This window comes from Bacillus cereus group sp. RP43 (genome assembly GCF_040459645.1).
GTDB lineage: Bacteria > Bacillota > Bacilli > Bacillales > Bacillaceae_G > Bacillus_A > Bacillus_A mycoides_C.
Genome location: NZ_JARVHQ010000002.1, coordinates 400,319 through 420,952, shown reverse-complemented (window position 1 = coordinate 420,952; position 20,634 = coordinate 400,319). Strand labels below are relative to the sequence as shown.

The following is a 20,634-nucleotide window of genomic DNA, read 5'->3' as shown; positions in this document are numbered from 1 at the left end:
TTTTAATGAAATGATGACGTATATACAAAAGATAAACTCCAATACCTTCTCTTAAGAAATCAAGGGTTTTATATTAGGGTTTATTTCATATGCAAATTTTTAAATAGTTCATATCAAATCTTTAGTAAACAGAAAAAAATCTAGTTGAATGGATTCTTACTTAATCTTAGCTTGATGGCTATGGGGTTCCAGCACATCACTATCAAGCTAAGAAATGTAAATACCCCCAAAACGAGAAAATTTACATTTTTTTGTTTTGGAGTAGCTTTTCGAAAAAACAACAGCAAAAATCTCTCGATATTTGAGCGTCCCAAAAATAATCGGTTTTGGGATACTGATTTACATAAATTTACAAATGATTCAAAAGGTCTATGTATTTTTGAAGTACTTCAAAATATTATCTCGAACTTTTTGACACATTGTTTTTCATAGAAATTACACCGCATTAAAAGGTGTACCTTTTGAAGTATTAGAATACTCCTGAAAAAATAAATAATTCTAATCATAAAGGGCAGTTAATATTAATTTGTGTTTTTGCAGAGGTTTTGATAATTATAAATCCAACTTTTCTATTTTGGGACGTTTCATTTACAGAAGATAGATAATAACATAATTTTCTCAATAAGGAATTTTCTTCTTTAAATATAATTTTTTCACAATTCATGGTATATCTGTATTAAGGGGATCTTTTCGGTTGATTAGGGAGAAAGATTTTAAAAATGATATGGGAGGAACAAAAAATGTCATTGAAAAAGAAATTAGGTGTTGGAGTGGTTTCAGCCGCTCTTGGTTTATCTTTAATTGGTGGGGGAACATATGCATATTTTAGCGATCAAGTGGTGACAAATAATTCATTTGCTGCAGGTACATTGGATTTAGCTATGCAACCAACTACTTCACTTAACTTAGAAAATTTAAAACCTGGGGACAAAATATTAAAGAAATTCAATTTAAAAAATAGTGGTACATTAGATATTAAAGATATCATGATGAAAATCGACTATACTGTAAACGACTTAAAACAAAATAATACTACAGAAGATTTCGGTAAACATATTAAAGTACAATTTCTTTGGGATTGGGATCCTGCAAAAAGCCCTGCATACGAGACAACCCTTGCGGAACTAAAATCACAAAGTTCAGAGATTGTCTCCAAAAAAGTATTTCATTCTAAGTGGACTGAAACAGGGGGGTTAAAACCTGGGAAAATGGATTGGTTTTGGATAAAGTTTATATTTGAGGATAACGGAACAGATCAAAACGTTTTCCAAGGGGATAGTATTGCGCTAAAAATGGAGTTCCAAGCCAATCAAACAGAGGGAAAAGAAAGATAATATTACAAAAATATTGTTGTGAAAATGTAAAACTGAGCTTGTAATTTTTTATAATTTGTAAAATTGACCATCAAATATCCATATAAAAAACCAGTGATATCAGTACATGTGTATAATATCGCTGGTTTTTTTGAGTTTAACATTTTGTATGTTTTGTAAAACTATTTTTCTTTCGGAAGCACAATTCTTTTATACAATTGAACTGTAATGAAGTAATAAATCGAGTAAATCACTACGAAAATAACAATTGGTAACCAAATACGAAAATATGGATCAATCAAAATGGCTCCGAACATGTTCATACCAACTAATACATGAACAATGCCAATAATTGCTGGGACTAAGAACACGAAGAATAACTCCTTATAAATCGATTGTGTTAATAACTCTCGGCGAACACCGATTTTACGAAGCATTTGATAACGCGTACAATCTTTGGATGCACCAGACAAAACTTTAAACATAAGGCAACTTGCCATCATTGCTAAGTACGCAATTCCGACGAAGAAGCCCATGAACATCAATCCACTGAACATGCCATGATAAGAATCATACATTCGATATTTACTCTTCAGTTCTTCAGGTTTCATACTTGTATATTTAGCTAACTGTAATTCGTCAAGTTGTTTCCATTCCTTTAAGTATGATTTAAAATTATCTGTTTTCCCAATAAACACAGTACTTTCGAGACCTTCTATACTATGGTACATGTTTTTGTCTACAATTTTTATTTCATGATCAGGATACATATAATATGGCTGGATTATTTCGAAAGCTTCACTCCATTGTTGCGGTGACTTCTTCACGTTTGCACCAATTGGCAACTCTTCTGAAACTCTCTTTGTTTTCCCAAACTCTGCTCTCTCATTACTATTTTTCAATACTAAAGGACGATTTTTCTCTAAATCCTCTTTTAAATAGTAAATAGACTGACCATCTATTTTGTAATGATATTCAAGCTTCTCTGTAAATAAGATGGTATTCAAAATTTTCTTTTCTTCAGTTGTTGGATTATGAACGACTGAATCGTAAATTTCACTACCATTAACCATTTTTATTACGTTGTTTTTAAATGCCATACCACCAGAAATCCCACCAGCTCCAAGGGCCACTAACATTGCTACCGTGGCAAGCACATTTGCTAGGCTATTCATACGAAAATTTAATTGTGCAAAAGTAAAAGCATTGAGGCCTTTCTCACTACGTTTTTTATTACTCTTTAACTTGTTAATCATAACTGGGAGAAGTGATCCAAATAAAAGGTAAGTACCAAAGGTTGCTGTGGTCAATCCAAGGGCCATTAATCCGAGAGCAGCCATTCCCGCTTGTGGAATATAGGTCAGTGATGCATAACCAATACCTAACAAAATTAAACCAAGGAATGCAACTACAACTGTCATTTTTCCTTTTACCGCGACACGTTCTGTTTGTACATCTGCATGTACAAGTTGTAATACGGAAAAACGTACTAATTTAATACTACTCATAATTGCTGATAGTACAAATAGTGCAAAGAAGAAGATGCACGTAACAGTTATAGATGGAATATAAAATGCTTGATAACCCTCACCAGGAAATTCCAATTGCTTCATTAGTAACTGTCCGATACCTTCTGCAAGTCCTATACCAACTGTAATTCCAATCGCAAGAGACGCTGCGCCTAATACGATTGTTTCAATAAACATAAGTAGTGTAACTTTATGCTTTTTTGCTCCTAACATCATATACATACCAAACTCTTTTTGGCGAAGAGATACTAAGAAAGAGTTTGCATATAAAATGTAGAAAAATGTTATAATCGCTAACAGAAAGGAACCAATGTGGAATATAGATACAATATCCCGAATAGAAGAGCTAGATTCAAGAAACGTTTTATTTAATGATAGCGTTTGAAACATATAAAAAGTAGAAATAGATACGATAAGACCAACAAGTAAGACAATATAGTCTTGTAACTTACTTTTTAGTCCTGACATGGAAAGTTTAAATAACATACATGAGCCCTCTCTCTTACGCTTTTTGTGTGCCTAAGTCTGCAAGCACGTCTAAAATTTTTTTATAAAACTCATCACGTGTACCACCGCGATGAATTTCTTTATATAGCTCACCATCTTGAATAAATAAAATACGTTGACAATAACTTGCACTATATGGATCATGCGTAACCATCATAATCGATACACCTTGTTCTTTATTTAAGTTTGTCATTGCATCAAGTAAACTGGTTGCATTTTTAGAATCGAGAGCTCCTGTTGGCTCGTCCCCTAAAATAATCGCAGGCTCATGTACTAAAGCGCGCGCTGCTGCTGAACGCTGCTTCTGTCCACCAGATACTTCAGATGGATACTTTTGAAGAATTGCTGAAATTCCTAACATATCAGCTACCTTTTCTACTTTCGGTCCAATATTTCGTGATGAAACACCTTGAAGTGAAAGTGGAAGTGCGATGTTTTCGTAAATAGATAAGTTCTCTAATAAGTTAAAGTCTTGGAAAATGAATCCTAACTTTTGCGAACGGAAATCAGAAAGCTCACCTTGCTTCATTTTCGTAATATCCGTTCCTGCAATTTCAACAACGCCGCCTGTCGCTTTATCAAGCGTTGAAATTACATTTAATAATGTCGTTTTACCAGAACCAGAAGGTCCCATAATTCCAACGAACTCACCTTCTTGAATTGAGAATGAAACACTTTTTAATGCATGTGATTGATTCTCACCTTTTTTACCGTACAATTTTTGAATGTTTTTTACATCTACAACTGGTTTTATCATATATATCCTCCTACGTTTGTTTTTTCATTTCTTTAAAATAAGCTGCTATTCTTATTTGCTACTAACAAAATAGTCATGTTGCATCTACCTTTTTCATGAGGTTGTCACGATGTATCCACTTGAAAGCTGTAAAGAAAATTTTCTTTTTAATTTCTCCTCTCCCCTCATCGCTTTGAATACATACATGATAAACGATGAAAATTAGGAAACACCCTGTAAAACCCTTAAGAATTCTTAAGTTTTATAAAAAAAAGCTTATGGAACCTGTAATTCCATAAGCCAATCTATTTGATTGGATGTTCAACAATAAAGGACATCCAGCCGTCTTTATATTTTGCATGTATATTACCATGATGAAGTTCAACAATTCTTTTTGAGATAGCAAGCCCGAGACCATTTCCCTGGTCATCTTTTCTTGCCTTGTCCCCCCTGAAAAACCTTTCAAACAATTTATTGGGGTCGCTAACAGGCGGTTTTTCGACTTTATTTGATATTTTCAAAATTGCTTTGTTACCCATTAGTTCCAGACATATTGATAATTGAGATGGTTTCATGCTGTACTTTATCGCATTCACAAACAGATTTTCATAAACACGTACCATTTTTTCTACATCAATGAAGATAGGTATTGTTTCTTCCGGGATAAATTTTTGAACGATTAAACTTTCCTTTTCAAATATAGGAATGTATTCTCCAACTATTTGCTCCAGCAAACCTGATAAATCAACTTCATTAAGGTTTAACTTAGCATCGATGCCTGATAAACGGGTATATTCAAACAGTTCATCAATTAAATATTTCAATCGCTTTGATTTTAAATAAGTGGTTTCGAGGTATTCTTGTAATTGTGTTTTACTGTCGTATTGCCCTTTTTTTAATAAATCTATATAGCCAATAATAGATGTTAACGGTGTGCGTAAGTCATGAGATACATTGGTTATAAGTTCATTTTTTGTACGTTCTAATCGTCTTTCTTGTTCAAATGTATTTTCCAATTTCTTGGACATATAGTTGATATTTTGAGCAAGTTGGGTCAGTTCGTCCTTCCCCTTAATCCCAATGGTCAAACCCAGTTTTCCATTTGCAATATCATTCACATTATCCGAAATGAGCTTCAAATATACTATTTTCTTTCGAACCAATATTAAAAAAATTATTATAAAGTTAAAGATTGCGAACGCGAATAAGAACAACAATGCCAAATTGGCTTCAAACATACCAAATTCTTCGTGTTCTTTAAATAATGGTTCTATGACGAATAGAAAAATGAGGATTGTAAAACTAAACGAAATAAAAAAACTAGCTGCTACAGCACCAAGAAGTTTTATAATGATCTTACTTCTAAAACTAACTCTCTTCATATTTTATACCCAATTCCCCAAACAGTTTTAATATAAATGGGATGTTTAGAATCCTCTTCAATTTTGTCTCTTATTTTTGTAATATGCACCATGACGGTATTATCTGATTTATAAAAAACCTCTTTCCAAACGGCTTCATATATTTTTGCAACGCTCAGGACAACCCCTTTGTTACAGGCAAGTAGTTCGAGAATATCAAACTCTTTTGGAGTTAACCTTGTTTTCTTTCCTCTTACCCATACTTGACGTGTATCTGTATTCACGGTTAAGTCACCAATTTCTAGAATGCTTTTATTATGTTCTATTGACGTATTATATTTTTTAAATCTTCTTAATTGGGATTTTACCCTAGCGATTAATTCCAATGGGTTAAACGGTTTTGATAAATAATCGTCTGCACCAGAGGCTAGACCATGAATTTTGTCTATATCCTCAGATTTTGCAGATAGCATGATGATAGGCATATTGCGGTCTTCCCTAATCTTCATACACGCTTCAATACCATCCATATTAGGCATCATAATATCTAAAATAATCAGATCAAACTCCTTTTCTTCTAACAGTTGTAAAGCTTCCATAGCATCTTCTGCTTTTTGAGTTTTCAGACCTTCATTTTCCAAATAAACAGAGATAAGATTTCTAATCTCTTTATCATCATCGACAATAAGAATGTTTGACTCCATAGTATTCCTCCATATTTTTTCTCGCATTAAACAGCTAAAGACATAAGCAGGTGATACATTTCTATCTTCTCTTTTTCTTAAGCTTGCAAACAGAAGACAAGAAATAACATAATGTATATACGTAATATCGTTCTCCCTAATATATTGTTCAATATTTATTACTGATCCATATACAATTAATAAGTTCCCTTTTTCTTTAACTTTTGCTTTTATTAAAAAAATAAAATTCCTTATTATTTTCCACTAATAAAATAATTGTCTTGAGATTTCTTCTTTTAATTAATTTTTCTGTGAATCCACCTGTACTCAGTCCATATTTGACAATGTAATTTACTTTCTTCAAATCAAGTCCTTCAATTATTTTGTCTCCAAGAAACCTTAAACTTGGAATGGCTGCACCAATTGATTTTTAGTGCATTATATACAGAAATAAGAAAGCGAATGGTTTTCATACCTAATCATCCCACAGGTTTGAACTCATAATTATACTCTAGAGTCCAAACCTTAAGAAAGAGGGGCAAAAGTTCTTAAGAATTCTTAAGCTTTCTACAGCATTTTGTCATAAGAATATATGACGACTCTCGAAATGTTAGCGGTATCCCCAATAACACTTACTATTCGTCAATCCGAAGAACAAAAAGAACTTGTAGGAATCCCTACAAGTTCTTTTTTAGATAATGTAAAAAAGTTAGAACAAACTATCTCATAATTTGAATCGGAGCAAACACTCTAACTACGGGTTGCTTTCATTATATATCAAATCTTAAAATATGAATCTCTGATATTTGAAAATTATGTGAATTAAGAAAACAAGGTGGGGTATCGGAGTTTGAATCCCTAAAAACTACAATTAAGCATTTTGTAAAAAATACTTTTAAGTAATATCTATATCATAATAAATTATAAAAAATATAAGTATAAGTAAATAGAGAAGAATAGGGGATTCTTACTTATTAATCAGCATTTAAATGGGAATATAATTAACGTCTTTTTCTATCTGGGGCAACACACATATTTTAACCTTTTTATACGCTAAGCGATTTTTAAAATATTACTTATTTCAATTGAAACTTTGACTGATAGGGTCACCATAAAGACGATTATCACCTCTTTAGAAATAAAAAGGAGCAAATTAATTTGCTCCTTTTTCACTTAAATTCCACATGAAATTTAGTGTCAACGATTCCAAAAGCAACTTTACATGGAAACGGATTTTTTCCTGTTGAAGAAGCACGTATACAAGAAAGCACCCAATATTCCAGTTCTAAAGGTAAGCGGTAAAATTGAATGCTACCATTACTATTTTTTAATGATACGATAGGTGTATTTACCCTGGTTGTAGCGAAACCGTCTGTTGTTATCATTGCTGCTGCATCATTATTATGAAAACCAGCACTTAAAACTTCGTAAATCATTCCATCTTTTTCATTGATAATCATGGGTATACTTAAATAGGGATAGTTATTTATATCATTATGAATAACTGTTCTTGCTGTATTCTTTCTTATCTGATTCCCTTGCATTTTATACACTCCTTTATAACAATACAAACGTGATCGTTTAAATCCATTCTATTTTACGTCTATTATATTAGAAAATTGTAGTTTCATTTTATTATAAAAAGCATCGGTACATATAACAGCACTATGTTGCTGGTCAATACCAACAACAGTCATGTAGCTAGAGAGTAAATAACCATCCTCATAATATGTAATTAGTATTTCTTCTTCAGATAATAAGGAACATAGCAACATGTTCTCGATCAGTTCTTTTTCTTCAGCGGTTAAGATCGGCCGAGTTACTTTGTTTTTCTCCTTGATGATTTCACGAATACCAGCAAACTGCTCCGGCATCGCAGCGAACGGAGTCCATTTTACCATTCCTCTTCCTTTTGGCATATTCGCGTTGTTCATGATTTATGTCCCCCTAACAATGTGTTTCTGTATCTTGCTGTAGCACTATTTGTATAAGAAATGCCTCTTAATATGCTGTTCTTGCCAAATTTAGTGCGTATTTCATCCATTACCTTAGTTAATTTTATTTCTTTTTCGCGTTGTATGATGTTATCGAAAAGAGAGATTTGTTCTTCGCCTTCATTGATTAAGTTGGTTAAAGAAACATTAATCGATCTTAGGGGTTCACCCGTATATAACTCATGTAAAAAGTATGTACAAATTCGATAAATATCCATTGTTAAATTGGTAGGTCGGTTCAAAGTGTGAGTTTTCCTGAAACCGCCAGCGTAATTTTTACTATAACCAATAGAAAATTGTATGGTTTGAGCAAGTTTATTATGTCTTCGCAGCCGATAGCAAACTTCTTCGATATGTTCCAGAAGGATAATTGGAAATTCTTCTATTGTGTAATCACGCATGAGTATTTGGCTCTTACCAATTGAAGTTGTTGCTGGTATGTATTTTTCTGCAATGCGGCTAAAATCAATGCCGTTGCTATGTAGGTGTAATTCTTCGCCAATAACTCCAAAACTTTGTTTTAAGTATTTGAGCGGATATTTCGCTAAGTCTTCAATTGAATGTATTCCTTTTCGATTTAACTTTGCTTCTGTTTTACTCGAAATTCCCCAAAACTTACTAAGTGGTCGTATCGGCCATAATTTTATGGGTACATCTTCGTACTTCCAATATGCGATGCAGTCTTTTGTCTTCTTCGCTTCCACATCTAAAGCGATCTTACTCATTAAAGGATTAGGCCCAATCCCAATCGTGCATTCAATTCTTGTTTTCTTATATATTTCACGTTTGAATTTTAACGCGAATTCATATGGCTCATTGGCAAACAAATGGATACTATTTGTAATATCCATAAAGAATTCATCGATGCTGTATTGGTGAAAATCTTCAATAGGAACGTATTGTAGAGCTAATTTTGTTATGTAATTTGAGCATTTTATATAAGTTCCCATGATTGGGTTTACCACAAGAATGTCTTTACGCCGTGGTATTTCGTACAACCTTGCCATTTTCTTAACACCTAATGCCTTTAATGGTGGTGTTGCAGCCAAAACAATAGAGCCATTTCTCTTCACATCTCCTACTACAGCTAATTTGGTATGCAGTGGGTCTAAGCCCATCTTGATACAGGACACGCTTGCATAAAAACTACGAAGATCTACACATAAAACAATTCGATTCGGCAAAATTGAGTAGTCATACACCTTTACACCTCCTTAATAATAAGAACATCTGTTCTTATTATACACGAATATACGTTCTCTTATGAAGGGGTTTTTGTAAAAAAATAAAACTGACTCTAGTTAGCCAGTTTTTACATATCCCAAAAGTCGGTAGATTTAACGTTTGGTTTTATTTGCCTAATAACTTTTAAAATCTTTTTCATTACAGTTGGACTAGGTATGTATTCTTTATCATTGCACGCCTTTGAAACTGTAGGACGACTTAATTTCGCGGTCTTTTCTAAATCATTTTGGGTGAAGCCATTCCGATCTAAAAAATCACCTAATTTCGTTCGGTTTTTCCCTCCGAATTTCCAAAACACTTAAATCCCTCCTGAACCTATTTTCAACATTGTGGACATAAATGTAAAAAACTATTCGCATAGACGGCAAAAGTTTTTTACATAATGTACAAGCTGTCCACAATATGATGTATCAAAGCAGCTACCACGGTATTTATTAAGATAGAAGAATACGAGTTTACCAAAGTAAGTTGCGAATAATTACCACAGTATTTATCAGGATTTCTACCAAGGTAAAACTACCACGGTATTAAGTAGATGAAGCTATGTAATATCTACATTCTAAATTCTGTTTATAAAGGGGGCATTTAAATGCGTACTAGGAAGGAAACAATTCCTTTTCGCGAGTTTATGGATCGGTCATACAAAGATAAAGAACAGAAAATCCGTAAATACAATTCATTAAGTCCTTTCGCATTCCTTCATATGTCGGATCAGGTATTACATACTTACATTGCATTAGGAGTTATGGGAACGATTTTAATCGGAGCAGTCATGTTAGAAAAATACTTGGTGCGACATGACTATATATCAGCAGCTAAATTTGTAAGCGAAGGTATTTATCACGGCACGCGAATTGGTGGAGTTTGCTTGATTGGATATGTATTTGTTCGTATCGTAATCATGTTTTAAGGAGGGAAGGGAGTAATGGGAATTATAAAGGAGTGGTTTCGTACGCAAAGGTTAAGGAATCAGCTTATGGAGGTGTTCGGAAAAGCAGGTTTATATACGGAACATCAAACGCGTGGGGGAAAAGTGCCTATTTATCCAAAGATACATAATGTTTCCTCTTCGAAAGAAAGCGTGAGATATGTATTTACCATCCCAAACGGATTAGATCCACAGAAAATCGAAAAGAAGTGGTTCTGTTTTCAGCAAATATTAGGACGGAATCTTACGATTGAAGGGGATATGAAAAAGTTTGTACTACATGCATTCCATTCAGCTGCTGGACTAAAACCTTACAAGTACTGTTATAAAGAATGGCAGCCATTATTAAAAGAATACCGTCTTCCTGTTGTGGTTGGCCGGGATCAATTTGGAAAAACGATTACGTACGATATGGTTGATTCCAATACACCACACTTATTAATAGCAGGAGAAACGGGAAGCGGGAAAAGTAGTATGGTACGTGTTGTATTATCCACACTTATTCAATATATGTCTCCTGAAAAGTTGCATTTGTACCTTGGTGACTTAAAAAACTCTGAATTTCATTTTTTGCGTAGAGTGAAGCATGTGAAAGAAGTTTGTATGGAAGAAATTGAAATGAAAATAATGCTTCAAAAGTTATGGAAGGAAATCAGAGAACGAAGAAAACTTATGGAAGAATATGAAGTTGATCATATTGATGCGTACAACAAATTAAATCCTGATCATCCAAAAGCATATATTCTACTTGCTATCGATGAAGTGGCCATGCTAAAAGATGAAAAAGAGTGTATGACTACAATTGAAAAGATCTCAGCGGTCGGCCGATCACTTGGGGTGTTTCTTATGCTTAGTATGCAGCGGCCAGATGCGAAAGTGTTAGATGGTAAGTTAAAGCTCAATATGACCGTAAGAATTGGCTTTAAATGTGATAGTGTAATTAATAGTAATATCATGGGTACTCCTGGTTCAGAGCATTTAGAGCTATCAGGCCAAATGATTTTAAAACGAAATGGATTAAAGAAAGTGCAAGCTCCTTATTTGGAATTAAGTAAGGCGAAACAAATTGTTGAACCATATCGCATGTCTAAAGAGGAGAAAATACTCCAGAATTCATCGCAAGAAGAAATTCCGTTATTTGGGGTGTTAGATGATGAAGAGTAGAGATAAAGGAATTTTGAATGATTTGAAGCGATTTAGATGTATGTCCCGTGACGATATTATTGACTTGCATTTTCAAGGCTTAAAGAATGCGGTAACTTGTTGTAATACGGTTATGAAACGATTAAGAAGAGACGGCTATGTTGATGCTAACGTATTACAGCACCCATACATTTATTTTCCGCAGCCAAGTTCTATCAGAAAGACAAGTCAAAAAATCCCTCATTTCCTTGGTATTGTGGACGTATACAAACAACTCGTTCATTATGAAAATCCTAAACTATTTAAAGTTGAACCAAAGTATGGGAAAGAATATATGGAGCCGGATGCTTTTACTATATGGCGTAGATCACCATTCTTTATTGAAGTTCAAAAGTCAGTGTACAGTAAAAAAATAATGCAAGATAAGATAAACAGATACGAGTTATACTTCCATAGCCAAGAATGGCACAATGAATCCTGGCAACCGAAAGTTTCTAAATTCTTTCCTTCAATCCTTATCATTACTGGCAAACATTACGACGTTCAATCTCCTCATTTACGTATATTTCAGGCGAATTCTATAGAAAGTTTTATGAAAAATTTAGCGGTGAAATCATAAAGAAAGCCTGCATAGTGCAGAGCTTTTTTCTTTTCAGTAATGTATTAAGCCATGTGTGATGCTGATTGTTAGAAGGCGGTAAATGAGCAAAGTAAATTTAAAGTAAAACTTCTTCTAGAATGATATCTCCATAATTAATAACTTGTATGATAACCTCTCGATTATCACTATATCCATTCATATCTACAACTTGTCCCACATATTCGTTTGTACCAATATCTTTTTAAAGTGCTCTAAAAATGCACTTTATCTTTTCTTTATTTTATCTTTATCTTATCTTTATCTTATCTTTAAATTTCTATATTAAACTTTAAACCTAAAAGAAATAAATTTGAGTCTGAAAGGGGTAGAGAAATAGATGATTATTATATATTTTGTAAATAACCAACCGCCATTGAAAAATTGAATTTCTTATACGAGGAGAAATATATGAAGGATATGAGTAAAAAACAAATTATTAAAGTATTCCTTATTAGTATTTTAGGTTTAGGAACAATGCTTGGAATACTATATATTAATCATAAAACTAATATTCAACAAAATAAAGCGCTCGCTACCGAAAAACGTGTATTGCAATATGAGCCTACCTTGAAAAAAGAATTAGAAAAATATAATTTAGGAGGGAAAACAGCAGTTTTATTAGGAATTATGTACCAAGAGAGTAGAGGTGAGGGAAACGACCCTATGCAGTCATCTGAATCACTTGGATTAAAGCCAAATGAAATTCAAGAGACAAGCTTGAGCATTGAACAAGGGGTAAAACACTTTGCTAAAATGTACAAATATGGAACGGAAAAAGATGTTAGCATGGATGCAATTATTCAAAGCTATAATATGGGACCAGGGTATATTGATTTTATTGCCAGTCAAGAAGTTAAACAACACTCGGAAGATTCGGCTAAAAAGTTTTCTAAGATGAAAGTTGATCAAAATCCAGCGATGTACACTTGTGGTGGAAATAAAAATAATTTTAGGTATCCATATTGTTATGGTGATTTCACATATGCCACAAAGGTGAATGAAAAAACAAAACTTATTGAAGAACTTCTTCGAAATGTACATAACTCTTCTAAATAAGCTGCAGAATGAAATATAATGATACCGTCAGTTATCAGCAATAAAATATTAGAATATAACTTATATTTTAGGTAATTATATTTATCAATGTGACGGTATCCTATATGAAAAATCTCGATCTTATTTCTATAGGATGAAATAAGATCGAGACTCTTTTGTTGTTTACTTGATGGATAATGGAATGGTAACCAAAAATTGTACGCCTTGTTTGGTATTATTCATAGAATACGTGATAGAAAGAGATTCGAAAATTTGTTTTACAATATATAATCCTAAGCCACTCCCTCCAGTATTCCGATTTCTTGACTTTTCGATTCGATAAAAGGGTTCGAATATATGTTGTATATTCTCTTCTTTAATTTCGACACCTGTATTAAGGACTTGCATTTCGATATAGTTTTGCTTAGATTTTTGGCTTAACTTTATATAGACCTTTTCGTTAAGTGGTGAATACATAATTGCATTATGAATGATGTTTTTACAAGCTTTTTCTAAAAGAACACAATCCGTATAAACAAAAATGTCAGAATCGACTTCTTTTATTATTTGAATGTCTTTTTGAGAAGCAAAAAATTCGAGGTCTTTTGTGATTGTACCTATTAACTTCGAAAGATTTACTTCTTCTACTTGTGGTTTAAAGGTATGTTGTTCTAGTTTTGACGTGCTTAAAATTTCGCGAACCAGTTGTTCCATACTTCCAATTATTTGATGATTTTTCTTTAAATATTGGTCACGATTTTGATAAGGGCCGATATTATATATCATCCCTTCTAAGTAACCTTTCATAACAGTAAGAGGAGTTTTTAATTCATGTGCTACAATAGCAAAAAATTCCCGTCGCTTTGTTTCTATTTCTCTTTCTTTTTCAATATCACTTTTCAATTGCTGATTCGCTTTTTGTAAATCAAAAATTGCTTGTTGTAAATTTATGGACATATCGTTCAAGCTATTGGACAATTCCCCTAATTCATCCATAGAACGAACCTCAATTTTTTCGGAGAAATCTAAGTTTGCCATCTTTTGTGCACCTTCATTAATATAAATAAGTGGTTTTGTAATAAACCTTGAATAGAAATAAGCACTTCCTAAACCAATAACCAGTACAATGATACTAATAAAGGGAAGAAAACGTACCAAGACCTGTGATGCTTCATCGATCGGTTGAAATGTTGCGAACACCACAAGCGTTAAGTTAACATCTTGGAATTGTATTGGCTTGGTAGCCTCATATGAATTACTAGGATTATCTAAACTCCTTGATGGTACTGCTTTAACAAAACCTTTTGCTTGAGTCCCCCCTTGAATAGCACCTCCTTGAATAGTACTTTGAAGAAAAGTAAAAGAAGGAGAATAAATAATTGTTCCCTCATTATCTTGAAGGTAGATCACTGCATTATTTTTTTGTGCGTATTCATCAACAAGTGGTGTTGCATTTTGAAGCGTAAGATCTTTAGATTTATCAATTATTTCTTCGATTCCCGTTTGAAGCTGATCTGTTTTGTATTTCTCATAAAATTTAGGGAGAAAGAAGTATAAAGTTACATAAATTAAGGTTGCAAAGGCTAACAAAATGAGGGATGTAGTCATAAAGAGTTTATAGGTGATTCTCTTCATCTTCATGATCTTTACAATCCTATTCATCGATTTTATAACCAATGCCCTTTACTGTTTTAATGTAGGGTATATCTAATTTTTTTCGTATGTTTTTCATATGCGTATCAATCATTCGTGTGTCTCCGGCATACTCATATCCCCAAACTTTTTCTACGATATTTTCTCTTGTGAGTACCTTTTTTTCATTTTGAAGTAGTAGTTGCAAAATTTCGAATTCTTTTGTCGTTAGGGGAACCTCAACTTTATTTACATATACTTTATATGCATCGCCATCGACATGTAGTTCTCTAAATACAAAATGATTATCCGTACTTTGATTATTACTTCTTCTCAGTACTGCTTCGACTCGTCTCATCAAAACATGAAAAGAAAAAGGTTTCGTAATATAATCATCGATTCCAAGATCAAATCCTTTCATTTGATCTTGTTCTTCTTCTAGCGCAGTTAGCATAATAATTGGTATATTTGACTGACTTCGAATCATTTTGGCAACTTCAAATCCATTCAGGTTTGGCATCATCACATCTAGAAGAATTAAATCGAAGGACTGCTTATTAAATTGTTTCATGCCCTCTAATCCATCTGAAGCAACTATAACTTTATACTGTTGTGTCATTAAAAATTGTTTGATTAATTCTTGTATTTCTTGATCATCTTCTACCACCAGAATATGATAGTTCATCTTTATATCACCTCTTGTAGTCATTATAATCCTCCAATCTGGAGCTGATGTGGAGACGAATTAGAATACATAGAAACACTATAAAAACTTCACAGGAAAACTACATGTATTTCAAATCAGCTCCAGATGCATGAGATAGGTTATATACATAACAAGACAGAGGGAGGTAATCAAGATGTCACTGGAAGCAAACATCATTCTTTCTTTATTAGATGTACAACTGTGGATGGCCCCTCATTCGAATAATGGTCGCATAAAAGAGAAAAAACAAAAATTGAAATTAGCACCGTACTTAAATAAATATACAAGTGTAAATAAAAGAAAGCTATATAAGTCTAGTGAACAAAAATAGAGAGGATCAAATTGATTCTTTCTTTTTCGTGTATTCAATAGCTAGGTACTGAAAATCTTTACTATAACTCTAGATTAACTCCATATAGAATACAGATTAAGTTTGTATGCTACATGTATCAAATAGAAAGGAATGATACATGATGTTGACGACATACACAATCTATCAATTTTTATCCCTTCCTTCTTATTTACACGCAAACCTATTACCATCCATTCTCACGAGAACTTTCGGCTCTAAGTTTATAACAAAAGAGTAAAGAATCTAATTGAGGTTATGATTCCTTCTTGCTGCTTTGTGCCAATACCCGTATAACATGCTATGTACATTGAATAATTGATTTGATGAGAGCCGAATAGGCTCTTTTTTTAGAGACCAGCTCGAGGTGGGGTTGAATATCGTCATACATGTATTTATAGAAAAATTCAAATATAATGTTATCTCTAAGAAAAAACAGTTGATTTATGTCTAAACCATGCCTAAAGGTGAAATTTTCTTTTTTGAAATGATGATTCCTAAATATCACATTCATACATCGTAATTCAAATATGAAGATAAAAATATTCAATTGAAATTAAAGGAGAAAGGGATGTTCACAATGGGACATTATGATACAAATCAAACAGAAAATAATAGGAATAAAGCCTATAAAAAAACAGGGTATTTTTTCACAGGAATAATTGGTGCAATGATTGGTGTAATTACCATTGGATTGACCATCCCTTATATAAATGAAATCAAAGGAAATGCAGACCAATCTCCTAAACATAACGAAGTAAATCAGGTTACGCCGACCTCTTACAAACCAGAAGATGTGAGCAACCTTCAAAATATGATTGAATCTGCAAAAGAAGTTGTCGTAGGTGTCATTAACTATAAACAAAATGCAGATTCATTTAATACGCAAGATCAATTAGAAGAAGCTGGTTCGGGATCAGGGGTCATATATAAAAAAAACGGCAATAAGGCTTTCATTGTTACAAATAATCATGTGATAGACGGTGCGAATAAAGTAGAAGTGAAATTGAATAATGGTAAAAAGGTTCCCGCTAAAGTAGTAGGGACAGATCCATTATTAGATTTAGCGGTATTAGAAATTGACGGGGCAGATGTAAAAAGAGTAGCAACACTTGGAGACTCAGAAAAAATTCGTACAGGGGAAACGGTAATAGCCATTGGGAATCCATTGGGGCTAGAAGGTAGTGTAACAAAGGGGATTATTAGTAGCAAGGAACGAGAAATACCTGTTAGTACACTTGGAAATCAACAAGTGGATTGGCAAGCACAGGTCATTCAAACAGATGCAGCTATTAATCCTGGGAATAGTGGAGGAGCTTTATTTAATGAACAGGGTGAAGTCATTGGAATTAATTCGAGTAAAATTGCACAACAAGCTGTTGAAGGAATTGGATTTGCAATCCCGATTCATATAGCCAAAACAATCCTAGGGTCTCTTGAAAAAGAGGGAACAGTTAAACGTCCAATGATGGGTGTACAGTTATTAGATGTAGAGAAAATGACAGATTCTGCAAGTAATCAATTAAAATTACCAAAAGAGATATCAAATGGTGCCGTGTTGGGGAATATCTCAAATCAATCACCAGCAGAAAAGGGCGGCTTACAACAGTATGATGTTGTGATTGCATTGGATGAACAAAAAATAGAAAATGTCGTTCAATTCCGTAAATATTTATATGAAAAGAAAAAATTGGGGGATACAATTAAAGTAACCGTTTATCGAAATGGTGAAAAACTAACAAAAACCGTGAAATTAATGGAACAAACACGTACCGCTTAACAGCCACCTTTCGGTGGTTTTTTCTATTTTACTAGTTTTATATGTACGATCATTCCATTCGTCCTCACTCCACATTAATGGACTGGCTCTCTACCAATATTCAAAATCAATTGTGTATTCTAATTTGTGTTCCAGTTTTTCTTGCTAAGGTCAATGAATAAATACACATAAACTCCATATATCTCTAGATAAACTACTGAGTAACTCCATACAAACTCTAGATAGCGTATATAGAATAACAGCTATCAAGGAGGTTAGGAAAAATGAATTTTATAAAACGCGCAATTCTCAGTATGAAAAAAAGAATAGGAACATCATTAATTTTGATGGCAGTCTTCCTGATTGTTACAAATTTAGTGCTGGCAGGATTCACAATCCAAAATGCATCAAAAAAAGCTGCGGATGCAGCAAGAAAAAAACTAGGTGCAGATGTTACTTTAGGTCTTGATTTTGACAAATTAGGTCAACAAGCTAGGGAAACTGGCGAGATGCCTAAGCCGCCGAAGCTCAACACAAAAGAAGCAGACCAATTAGCGAAGTCCAAGCATGTAAAAGACTATAATTATATAACCAATAATTTCGGAATTGCGGATGGGTTTAAATTAGTAGGAGCTTCAGAAGGAGAAGGAAAAGGAAAAGGTAACGTTGCAATGGTGGGAGGATCAGGTTCAGGTTCAGAAATAGATATGAATTCTTCTCTTATGATAGAAGGAGTTCGCAAGACTTTATTACAAGAAAGTTTTAAAAATGGAAAAAGTAAAATCGTTGATGGAAAACCAATTACAGAACAGATGCAAGATCAGAATGTAGCTTTAATGGAAAAACGATTAGCGGAACAAAACAATTTGAAAGTAGGAGATAAAGTTAAAGTTCAATCAGGGGATAAGAAGGAAACTCTTGAAGTTGAAATTATCGGTATTTACGAAACGAATGAGCAACCAATGGGTCAAAATCCCCCTCCTATGATGAATCCAGCTAATAAACTGTATATGCCTTACTCTACTTTGAAAAAGTTAGAAACAGATGAAGGTATGAGTAGTAGTATTCAAGTTGTGTACTTATTGAACGATCCACAAGACATTGATGCATTTAAAGAAGAAGCAAAAAAATCTGATATTGATTTTAATTATTTTAAGTTAGATGCACAAGATTCATTGTACAAACAAATGATTGGTCCTATCGAAAATATCGCTTCTACGTCTCAAATGATTATCTATATGGTATCTATTGCAGGTGCGATTATCTTAGGATTAATCATTATGTTATCGATTAAAGCACGTCGTAAGGAAATGGGGATTTTATTGTCCATTGGAGAGAAAAAATGGAAACTGATGGCGCAGTTCGTAGTAGAAGTAGTATGTATTGCTATTTTAGCGTTAGGATTATCCCTAACAACAGGAGCTAAAGTTTCTCAATTCGTAGGGAATAACTTACTTTCGAGTGAAATTGCTACAGCAAGCGAAGAAAAAGACAATTCACAAAATGGTAGTGTAATGATGGTTGGAGCTGGTGGTACTCCACAAAACCAAAACGAAGATCCAATTGATAAAATTGATGTAAGTGTAACGGGAGAAGATGTAGGAAAAATGGGGGGAATTGGACTAGCTATTGCTATATTAGCAACGCTTCTTCCAGCATTATCTATTCTACGCTTAAATCCAAAACAAATTCTTTTAAAAGATGAATAAGGAGGCTCGATATGGAGACGATTTTACAATTTAAAAACTTAGATTATTATTATGAAAGTAACGGGAAAAAAGTAACGATACTAGATAATGTTAATTTTTCTTTTCAAAAAGGGCATTTTTACACGATTTTAGGGCCCTCTGGATCTGGCAAAACCACAACTCTTAGCTTAGGTTGTGGGCTGGACATACCTAAAAACGGTTATGTACTATATAATGGCAAGGATATTCGAAAAATTGGTTTGGATCGATACCGTAATCAAAATGTATCCGTAATTTTCCAATCGTATAATTTGATTACCTATATGACCGCTCTTCAGAATGTACTAACGGCAATGGAAATTACAGGTGTGAAGGTACAAAATAAAAAAGCAAGAGCATTAGAATTATTAGAGAAGGTAGGACTCACAGAAGTAGAAGCGAAACGAAATGTCTTGCAACTAAGTGGTGGACAACAACAACGTGTAGCAATTGCTCGAGCACTATCTTGCAATGTCGATTTATTGATTGCTGATGAGCCAACAGGAAACCTTGATGGAGAAACAGCAAATGAAATTATTGAGTTGTTTCAGGAGCTCGCTCATCAAGAGGATAAATGTGTAATTGTAGTTACGCATTCACAAGAAGTTGCAAAAAAATCGGATCGAGCAGTTTATTTAAGGAAAAAGAAGTTAGTAGTAAACGAAATTAATAATAGTTAAGAAAAAAGCTAATTTTGTTCTTAATTCACATAATTTTCAAAATTAAAATTTATGGCTGTTAATATTTGTTATATAATATATTTGTCAAAGCATTACCCCTGTAGTTTCTATGATGAATCTGTAAGATAGTTTGTCTCGTATATTCACCTGAAACTAAAAAGAACTTGTAGAGATTCCTACAAGTTCTTTTTGTTTTAACGAATTCCTCGAAAGAATTCTCCTTCTTCAAGCGCGTGAAGGGCGTAGCCAAAAGGCTTTGCTTTTTATTTTGCCTCTGATAAAAACATATTGAAAAAAGACACCTTAATGCGTCTTTTTTTTGATCTTTTTACATATTTTTCTGGAAATAGAGCATGATATTACCAAATTCAATGGAGGTGTGTAAGAAATGCAAATTCGCGAAAATAATAATTCAAACGAGATTTTGGTAGGAGCTGCAGCAAGTGCAATTGAACAAATGAAGTATGAAATTGCTCAGGAGTTTGGTGTTACACTTGGACCGGATTCAACAGCAAGAGCGAATGGTTCAGTAGGTGGAGAAATTACCAAACGTTTAGTGCGTATGGCGCAAGAGCAATTATCAGGTCAATATAAAATTCACTAAAGTTAAAGGTATATCCTATTGAAAGGATATACCTTTTTAATTTTTTGAAAGAGGATAATGAAA

The 20,634-nt window shown here is 33.3% G+C and carries 20 protein-coding genes; 10 read left to right on the top strand and 10 right to left on the bottom strand.

What is annotated here, in order from left to right; all coding sequences use genetic code 11:
• The first annotated feature begins 740 nt into the window (after positions 1 to 740).
• On the top strand, positions 741 to 1,334 hold the full coding sequence (locus QCI75_RS28760; protein ID WP_326266918.1) for a TasA family protein: 594 nt from the start codon (positions 741 to 743) through the stop codon (positions 1,332 to 1,334).
• A gap of 161 nt (positions 1,335 to 1,495) precedes the next feature.
• Here the strand turns inward: QCI75_RS28760 and QCI75_RS28755 are convergent, their stop codons facing one another.
• The 8 genes from QCI75_RS28755 to QCI75_RS28720 form a co-directional block, all read right to left on the bottom strand.
• The gene (locus QCI75_RS28755; protein WP_353761935.1) at positions 1,496 to 3,328 is read right to left on the bottom strand and encodes an FtsX-like permease family protein; all 1,833 of its coding nucleotides are present in this window, start codon (positions 3,326 to 3,328) and stop codon (positions 1,496 to 1,498) included.
• A 16-nt stretch (positions 3,329 to 3,344) separates the two neighbouring features.
• Entirely contained in the window at positions 3,345 to 4,106 is a 762-nt protein-coding gene (locus QCI75_RS28750; protein ID WP_353761934.1) for an ABC transporter ATP-binding protein, read from the bottom strand.
• 284 nt (positions 4,107 to 4,390) lie between these two features.
• The gene (locus QCI75_RS28745; protein ID WP_353761932.1) at positions 4,391 to 5,467 is read right to left on the bottom strand and encodes a HAMP domain-containing sensor histidine kinase; all 1,077 of its coding nucleotides are present in this window, start codon (positions 5,465 to 5,467) and stop codon (positions 4,391 to 4,393) included.
• Entirely contained in the window at positions 5,464 to 6,150 is a 687-nt protein-coding gene (locus QCI75_RS28740) for a response regulator transcription factor (RefSeq protein ID WP_353761931.1), read from the bottom strand. Before QCI75_RS28740 ends, QCI75_RS28745 begins: the two co-directional genes overlap by 4 nt.
• Before the next feature lie 1,148 nt (positions 6,151 to 7,298).
• Positions 7,299 to 7,673, bottom strand: a complete 375-nt coding sequence (locus QCI75_RS28735; protein WP_353761929.1) for a hypothetical protein — start codon at positions 7,671 to 7,673, stop codon at positions 7,299 to 7,301.
• Positions 7,674 to 7,721: 48 nt separating this feature from the next.
• A complete protein-coding gene (locus QCI75_RS28730) occupies positions 7,722 to 8,063 on the bottom strand; it encodes a YolD-like family protein (RefSeq protein ID WP_353761927.1) in 342 nt (113 codons plus the stop codon).
• Positions 8,060 to 9,325, bottom strand: coding sequence for a Y-family DNA polymerase (locus QCI75_RS28725; protein WP_353761925.1), 1,266 nt, complete (start codon positions 9,323 to 9,325; stop codon positions 8,060 to 8,062). The genes QCI75_RS28730 and QCI75_RS28725 overlap by 4 nt, the downstream gene beginning before the upstream one ends.
• 110 nt (positions 9,326 to 9,435) lie before the next feature.
• On the bottom strand, positions 9,436 to 9,666 hold the full coding sequence (locus QCI75_RS28720; protein WP_002150963.1) for a helix-turn-helix domain-containing protein: 231 nt from the start codon (positions 9,664 to 9,666) through the stop codon (positions 9,436 to 9,438).
• 291 nt (positions 9,667 to 9,957) lie between these two features.
• On the opposite strand from QCI75_RS28720, the gene QCI75_RS28715 reads away from it, so the two are divergent.
• The 4 genes from QCI75_RS28715 (at position 9,958) to QCI75_RS28700 (ending at position 13,135) form a co-directional block, all read left to right on the top strand.
• Positions 9,958 to 10,278: a hypothetical protein gene (locus tag QCI75_RS28715; RefSeq protein ID WP_353761923.1), complete on the top strand. Its 321-nt coding sequence runs from the start codon at positions 9,958 to 9,960 to the stop codon at positions 10,276 to 10,278.
• Positions 10,279 to 10,293: 15 nt separating this feature from the next.
• On the top strand, positions 10,294 to 11,460 hold the full coding sequence (locus QCI75_RS28710) for an FtsK/SpoIIIE domain-containing protein (protein ID WP_353761922.1): 1,167 nt from the start codon (positions 10,294 to 10,296) through the stop codon (positions 11,458 to 11,460).
• A gap of 22 nt (positions 11,461 to 11,482) precedes the next feature.
• A complete protein-coding gene (locus QCI75_RS28705) occupies positions 11,483 to 12,058 on the top strand; it encodes a replication-relaxation family protein (protein ID WP_353761974.1) in 576 nt (191 codons plus the stop codon).
• A gap of 429 nt (positions 12,059 to 12,487) precedes the next feature.
• Positions 12,488 to 13,135, top strand: a complete 648-nt coding sequence (locus QCI75_RS28700; protein ID WP_002169578.1) for a lysozyme family protein — start codon at positions 12,488 to 12,490, stop codon at positions 13,133 to 13,135.
• Between the two features lie 162 nt (positions 13,136 to 13,297).
• On the opposite strand, the gene QCI75_RS28695 is transcribed toward QCI75_RS28700, so the two are convergent.
• Positions 13,298 to 14,755, bottom strand: a complete 1,458-nt coding sequence (locus tag QCI75_RS28695) for a sensor histidine kinase (protein ID WP_353761920.1) — start codon at positions 14,753 to 14,755, stop codon at positions 13,298 to 13,300.
• A 13-nt stretch (positions 14,756 to 14,768) separates the two neighbouring features.
• On the bottom strand, positions 14,769 to 15,455 hold the full coding sequence (locus QCI75_RS28690; protein ID WP_353761918.1) for a response regulator transcription factor: 687 nt from the start codon (positions 15,453 to 15,455) through the stop codon (positions 14,769 to 14,771).
• Between the two features lie 151 nt (positions 15,456 to 15,606).
• On the opposite strand from QCI75_RS28690, the gene QCI75_RS28685 reads away from it, so the two are divergent.
• The 5 genes from QCI75_RS28685 to QCI75_RS28665 all read left to right on the top strand — a co-directional run bounded on the left by QCI75_RS28685 (position 15,607) and on the right by QCI75_RS28665 (position 20,571).
• A complete protein-coding gene (locus QCI75_RS28685) occupies positions 15,607 to 15,783 on the top strand; it encodes a hypothetical protein (protein ID WP_002017115.1) in 177 nt (58 codons plus the stop codon).
• A 589-nt stretch (positions 15,784 to 16,372) separates the two neighbouring features.
• Positions 16,373 to 17,581 (top strand): S1C family serine protease, encoded by a 1,209-nt coding sequence (locus tag QCI75_RS28680; protein ID WP_353761972.1) that lies wholly within the window; start codon positions 16,373 to 16,375, stop codon positions 17,579 to 17,581.
• 263 nt (positions 17,582 to 17,844) lie between these two features.
• Positions 17,845 to 19,269 (top strand): ABC transporter permease, encoded by a 1,425-nt coding sequence (locus tag QCI75_RS28675; RefSeq protein ID WP_097833394.1) that lies wholly within the window; start codon positions 17,845 to 17,847, stop codon positions 19,267 to 19,269.
• Positions 19,270 to 19,280: 11 nt separating this feature from the next.
• Entirely contained in the window at positions 19,281 to 19,967 is a 687-nt protein-coding gene (locus QCI75_RS28670; RefSeq protein WP_002150937.1) for an ABC transporter ATP-binding protein, read from the top strand.
• Between the two features lie 388 nt (positions 19,968 to 20,355).
• A complete protein-coding gene (locus QCI75_RS28665) occupies positions 20,356 to 20,571 on the top strand; it encodes an alpha/beta-type small acid-soluble spore protein (protein WP_001167057.1) in 216 nt (71 codons plus the stop codon).
• Positions 20,572 to 20,634: the final 63 nt, after the last annotated feature.

What these genes read in the sequence shown, in the direction of transcription:
- QCI75_RS28760 (WP_326266918.1), top strand. Translation starts at nt 741, where the DNA reads ATGTCATTGAAAAAGAAATTAGGTGTTGGAGTGGTTTCAGCCGCTCTT.
- QCI75_RS28755 (WP_353761935.1), bottom strand. Translation starts at nt 3,328, where the DNA reads ATGTTATTTAAACTTTCCATGTCAGGACTAAAAAGTAAGTTACAAGAC.
- QCI75_RS28750 (WP_353761934.1), bottom strand. Translation starts at nt 4,106, where the DNA reads ATGATAAAACCAGTTGTAGATGTAAAAAACATTCAAAAATTGTACGGT.
- QCI75_RS28745 (WP_353761932.1), bottom strand. Translation starts at nt 5,467, where the DNA reads ATGAAGAGAGTTAGTTTTAGAAGTAAGATCATTATAAAACTTCTTGGT.
- QCI75_RS28740 (WP_353761931.1), bottom strand. Translation starts at nt 6,150, where the DNA reads ATGGAGTCAAACATTCTTATTGTCGATGATGATAAAGAGATTAGAAAT.
- QCI75_RS28735 (WP_353761929.1), bottom strand. Translation starts at nt 7,673, where the DNA reads ATGCAAGGGAATCAGATAAGAAAGAATACAGCAAGAACAGTTATTCAT.
- QCI75_RS28730 (WP_353761927.1), bottom strand. Translation starts at nt 8,063, where the DNA reads ATGAACAACGCGAATATGCCAAAAGGAAGAGGAATGGTAAAATGGACT.
- QCI75_RS28715 (WP_353761923.1), top strand. Translation starts at nt 9,958, where the DNA reads ATGCGTACTAGGAAGGAAACAATTCCTTTTCGCGAGTTTATGGATCGG.
- QCI75_RS28710 (WP_353761922.1), top strand. Translation starts at nt 10,294, where the DNA reads ATGGGAATTATAAAGGAGTGGTTTCGTACGCAAAGGTTAAGGAATCAG.
- QCI75_RS28700 (WP_002169578.1), top strand. Translation starts at nt 12,488, where the DNA reads ATGAAGGATATGAGTAAAAAACAAATTATTAAAGTATTCCTTATTAGT.
- QCI75_RS28695 (WP_353761920.1), bottom strand. Translation starts at nt 14,755, where the DNA reads ATGAAGATGAAGAGAATCACCTATAAACTCTTTATGACTACATCCCTC.
- QCI75_RS28690 (WP_353761918.1), bottom strand. Translation starts at nt 15,455, where the DNA reads ATGACTACAAGAGGTGATATAAAGATGAACTATCATATTCTGGTGGTA.
- QCI75_RS28685 (WP_002017115.1), top strand. Translation starts at nt 15,607, where the DNA reads ATGTCACTGGAAGCAAACATCATTCTTTCTTTATTAGATGTACAACTG.
- QCI75_RS28680 (WP_353761972.1), top strand. Translation starts at nt 16,373, where the DNA reads ATGTTCACAATGGGACATTATGATACAAATCAAACAGAAAATAATAGG.
- QCI75_RS28675 (WP_097833394.1), top strand. Translation starts at nt 17,845, where the DNA reads ATGAATTTTATAAAACGCGCAATTCTCAGTATGAAAAAAAGAATAGGA.
- QCI75_RS28670 (WP_002150937.1), top strand. Translation starts at nt 19,281, where the DNA reads ATGGAGACGATTTTACAATTTAAAAACTTAGATTATTATTATGAAAGT.
- QCI75_RS28665 (WP_001167057.1), top strand. Translation starts at nt 20,356, where the DNA reads ATGCAAATTCGCGAAAATAATAATTCAAACGAGATTTTGGTAGGAGCT.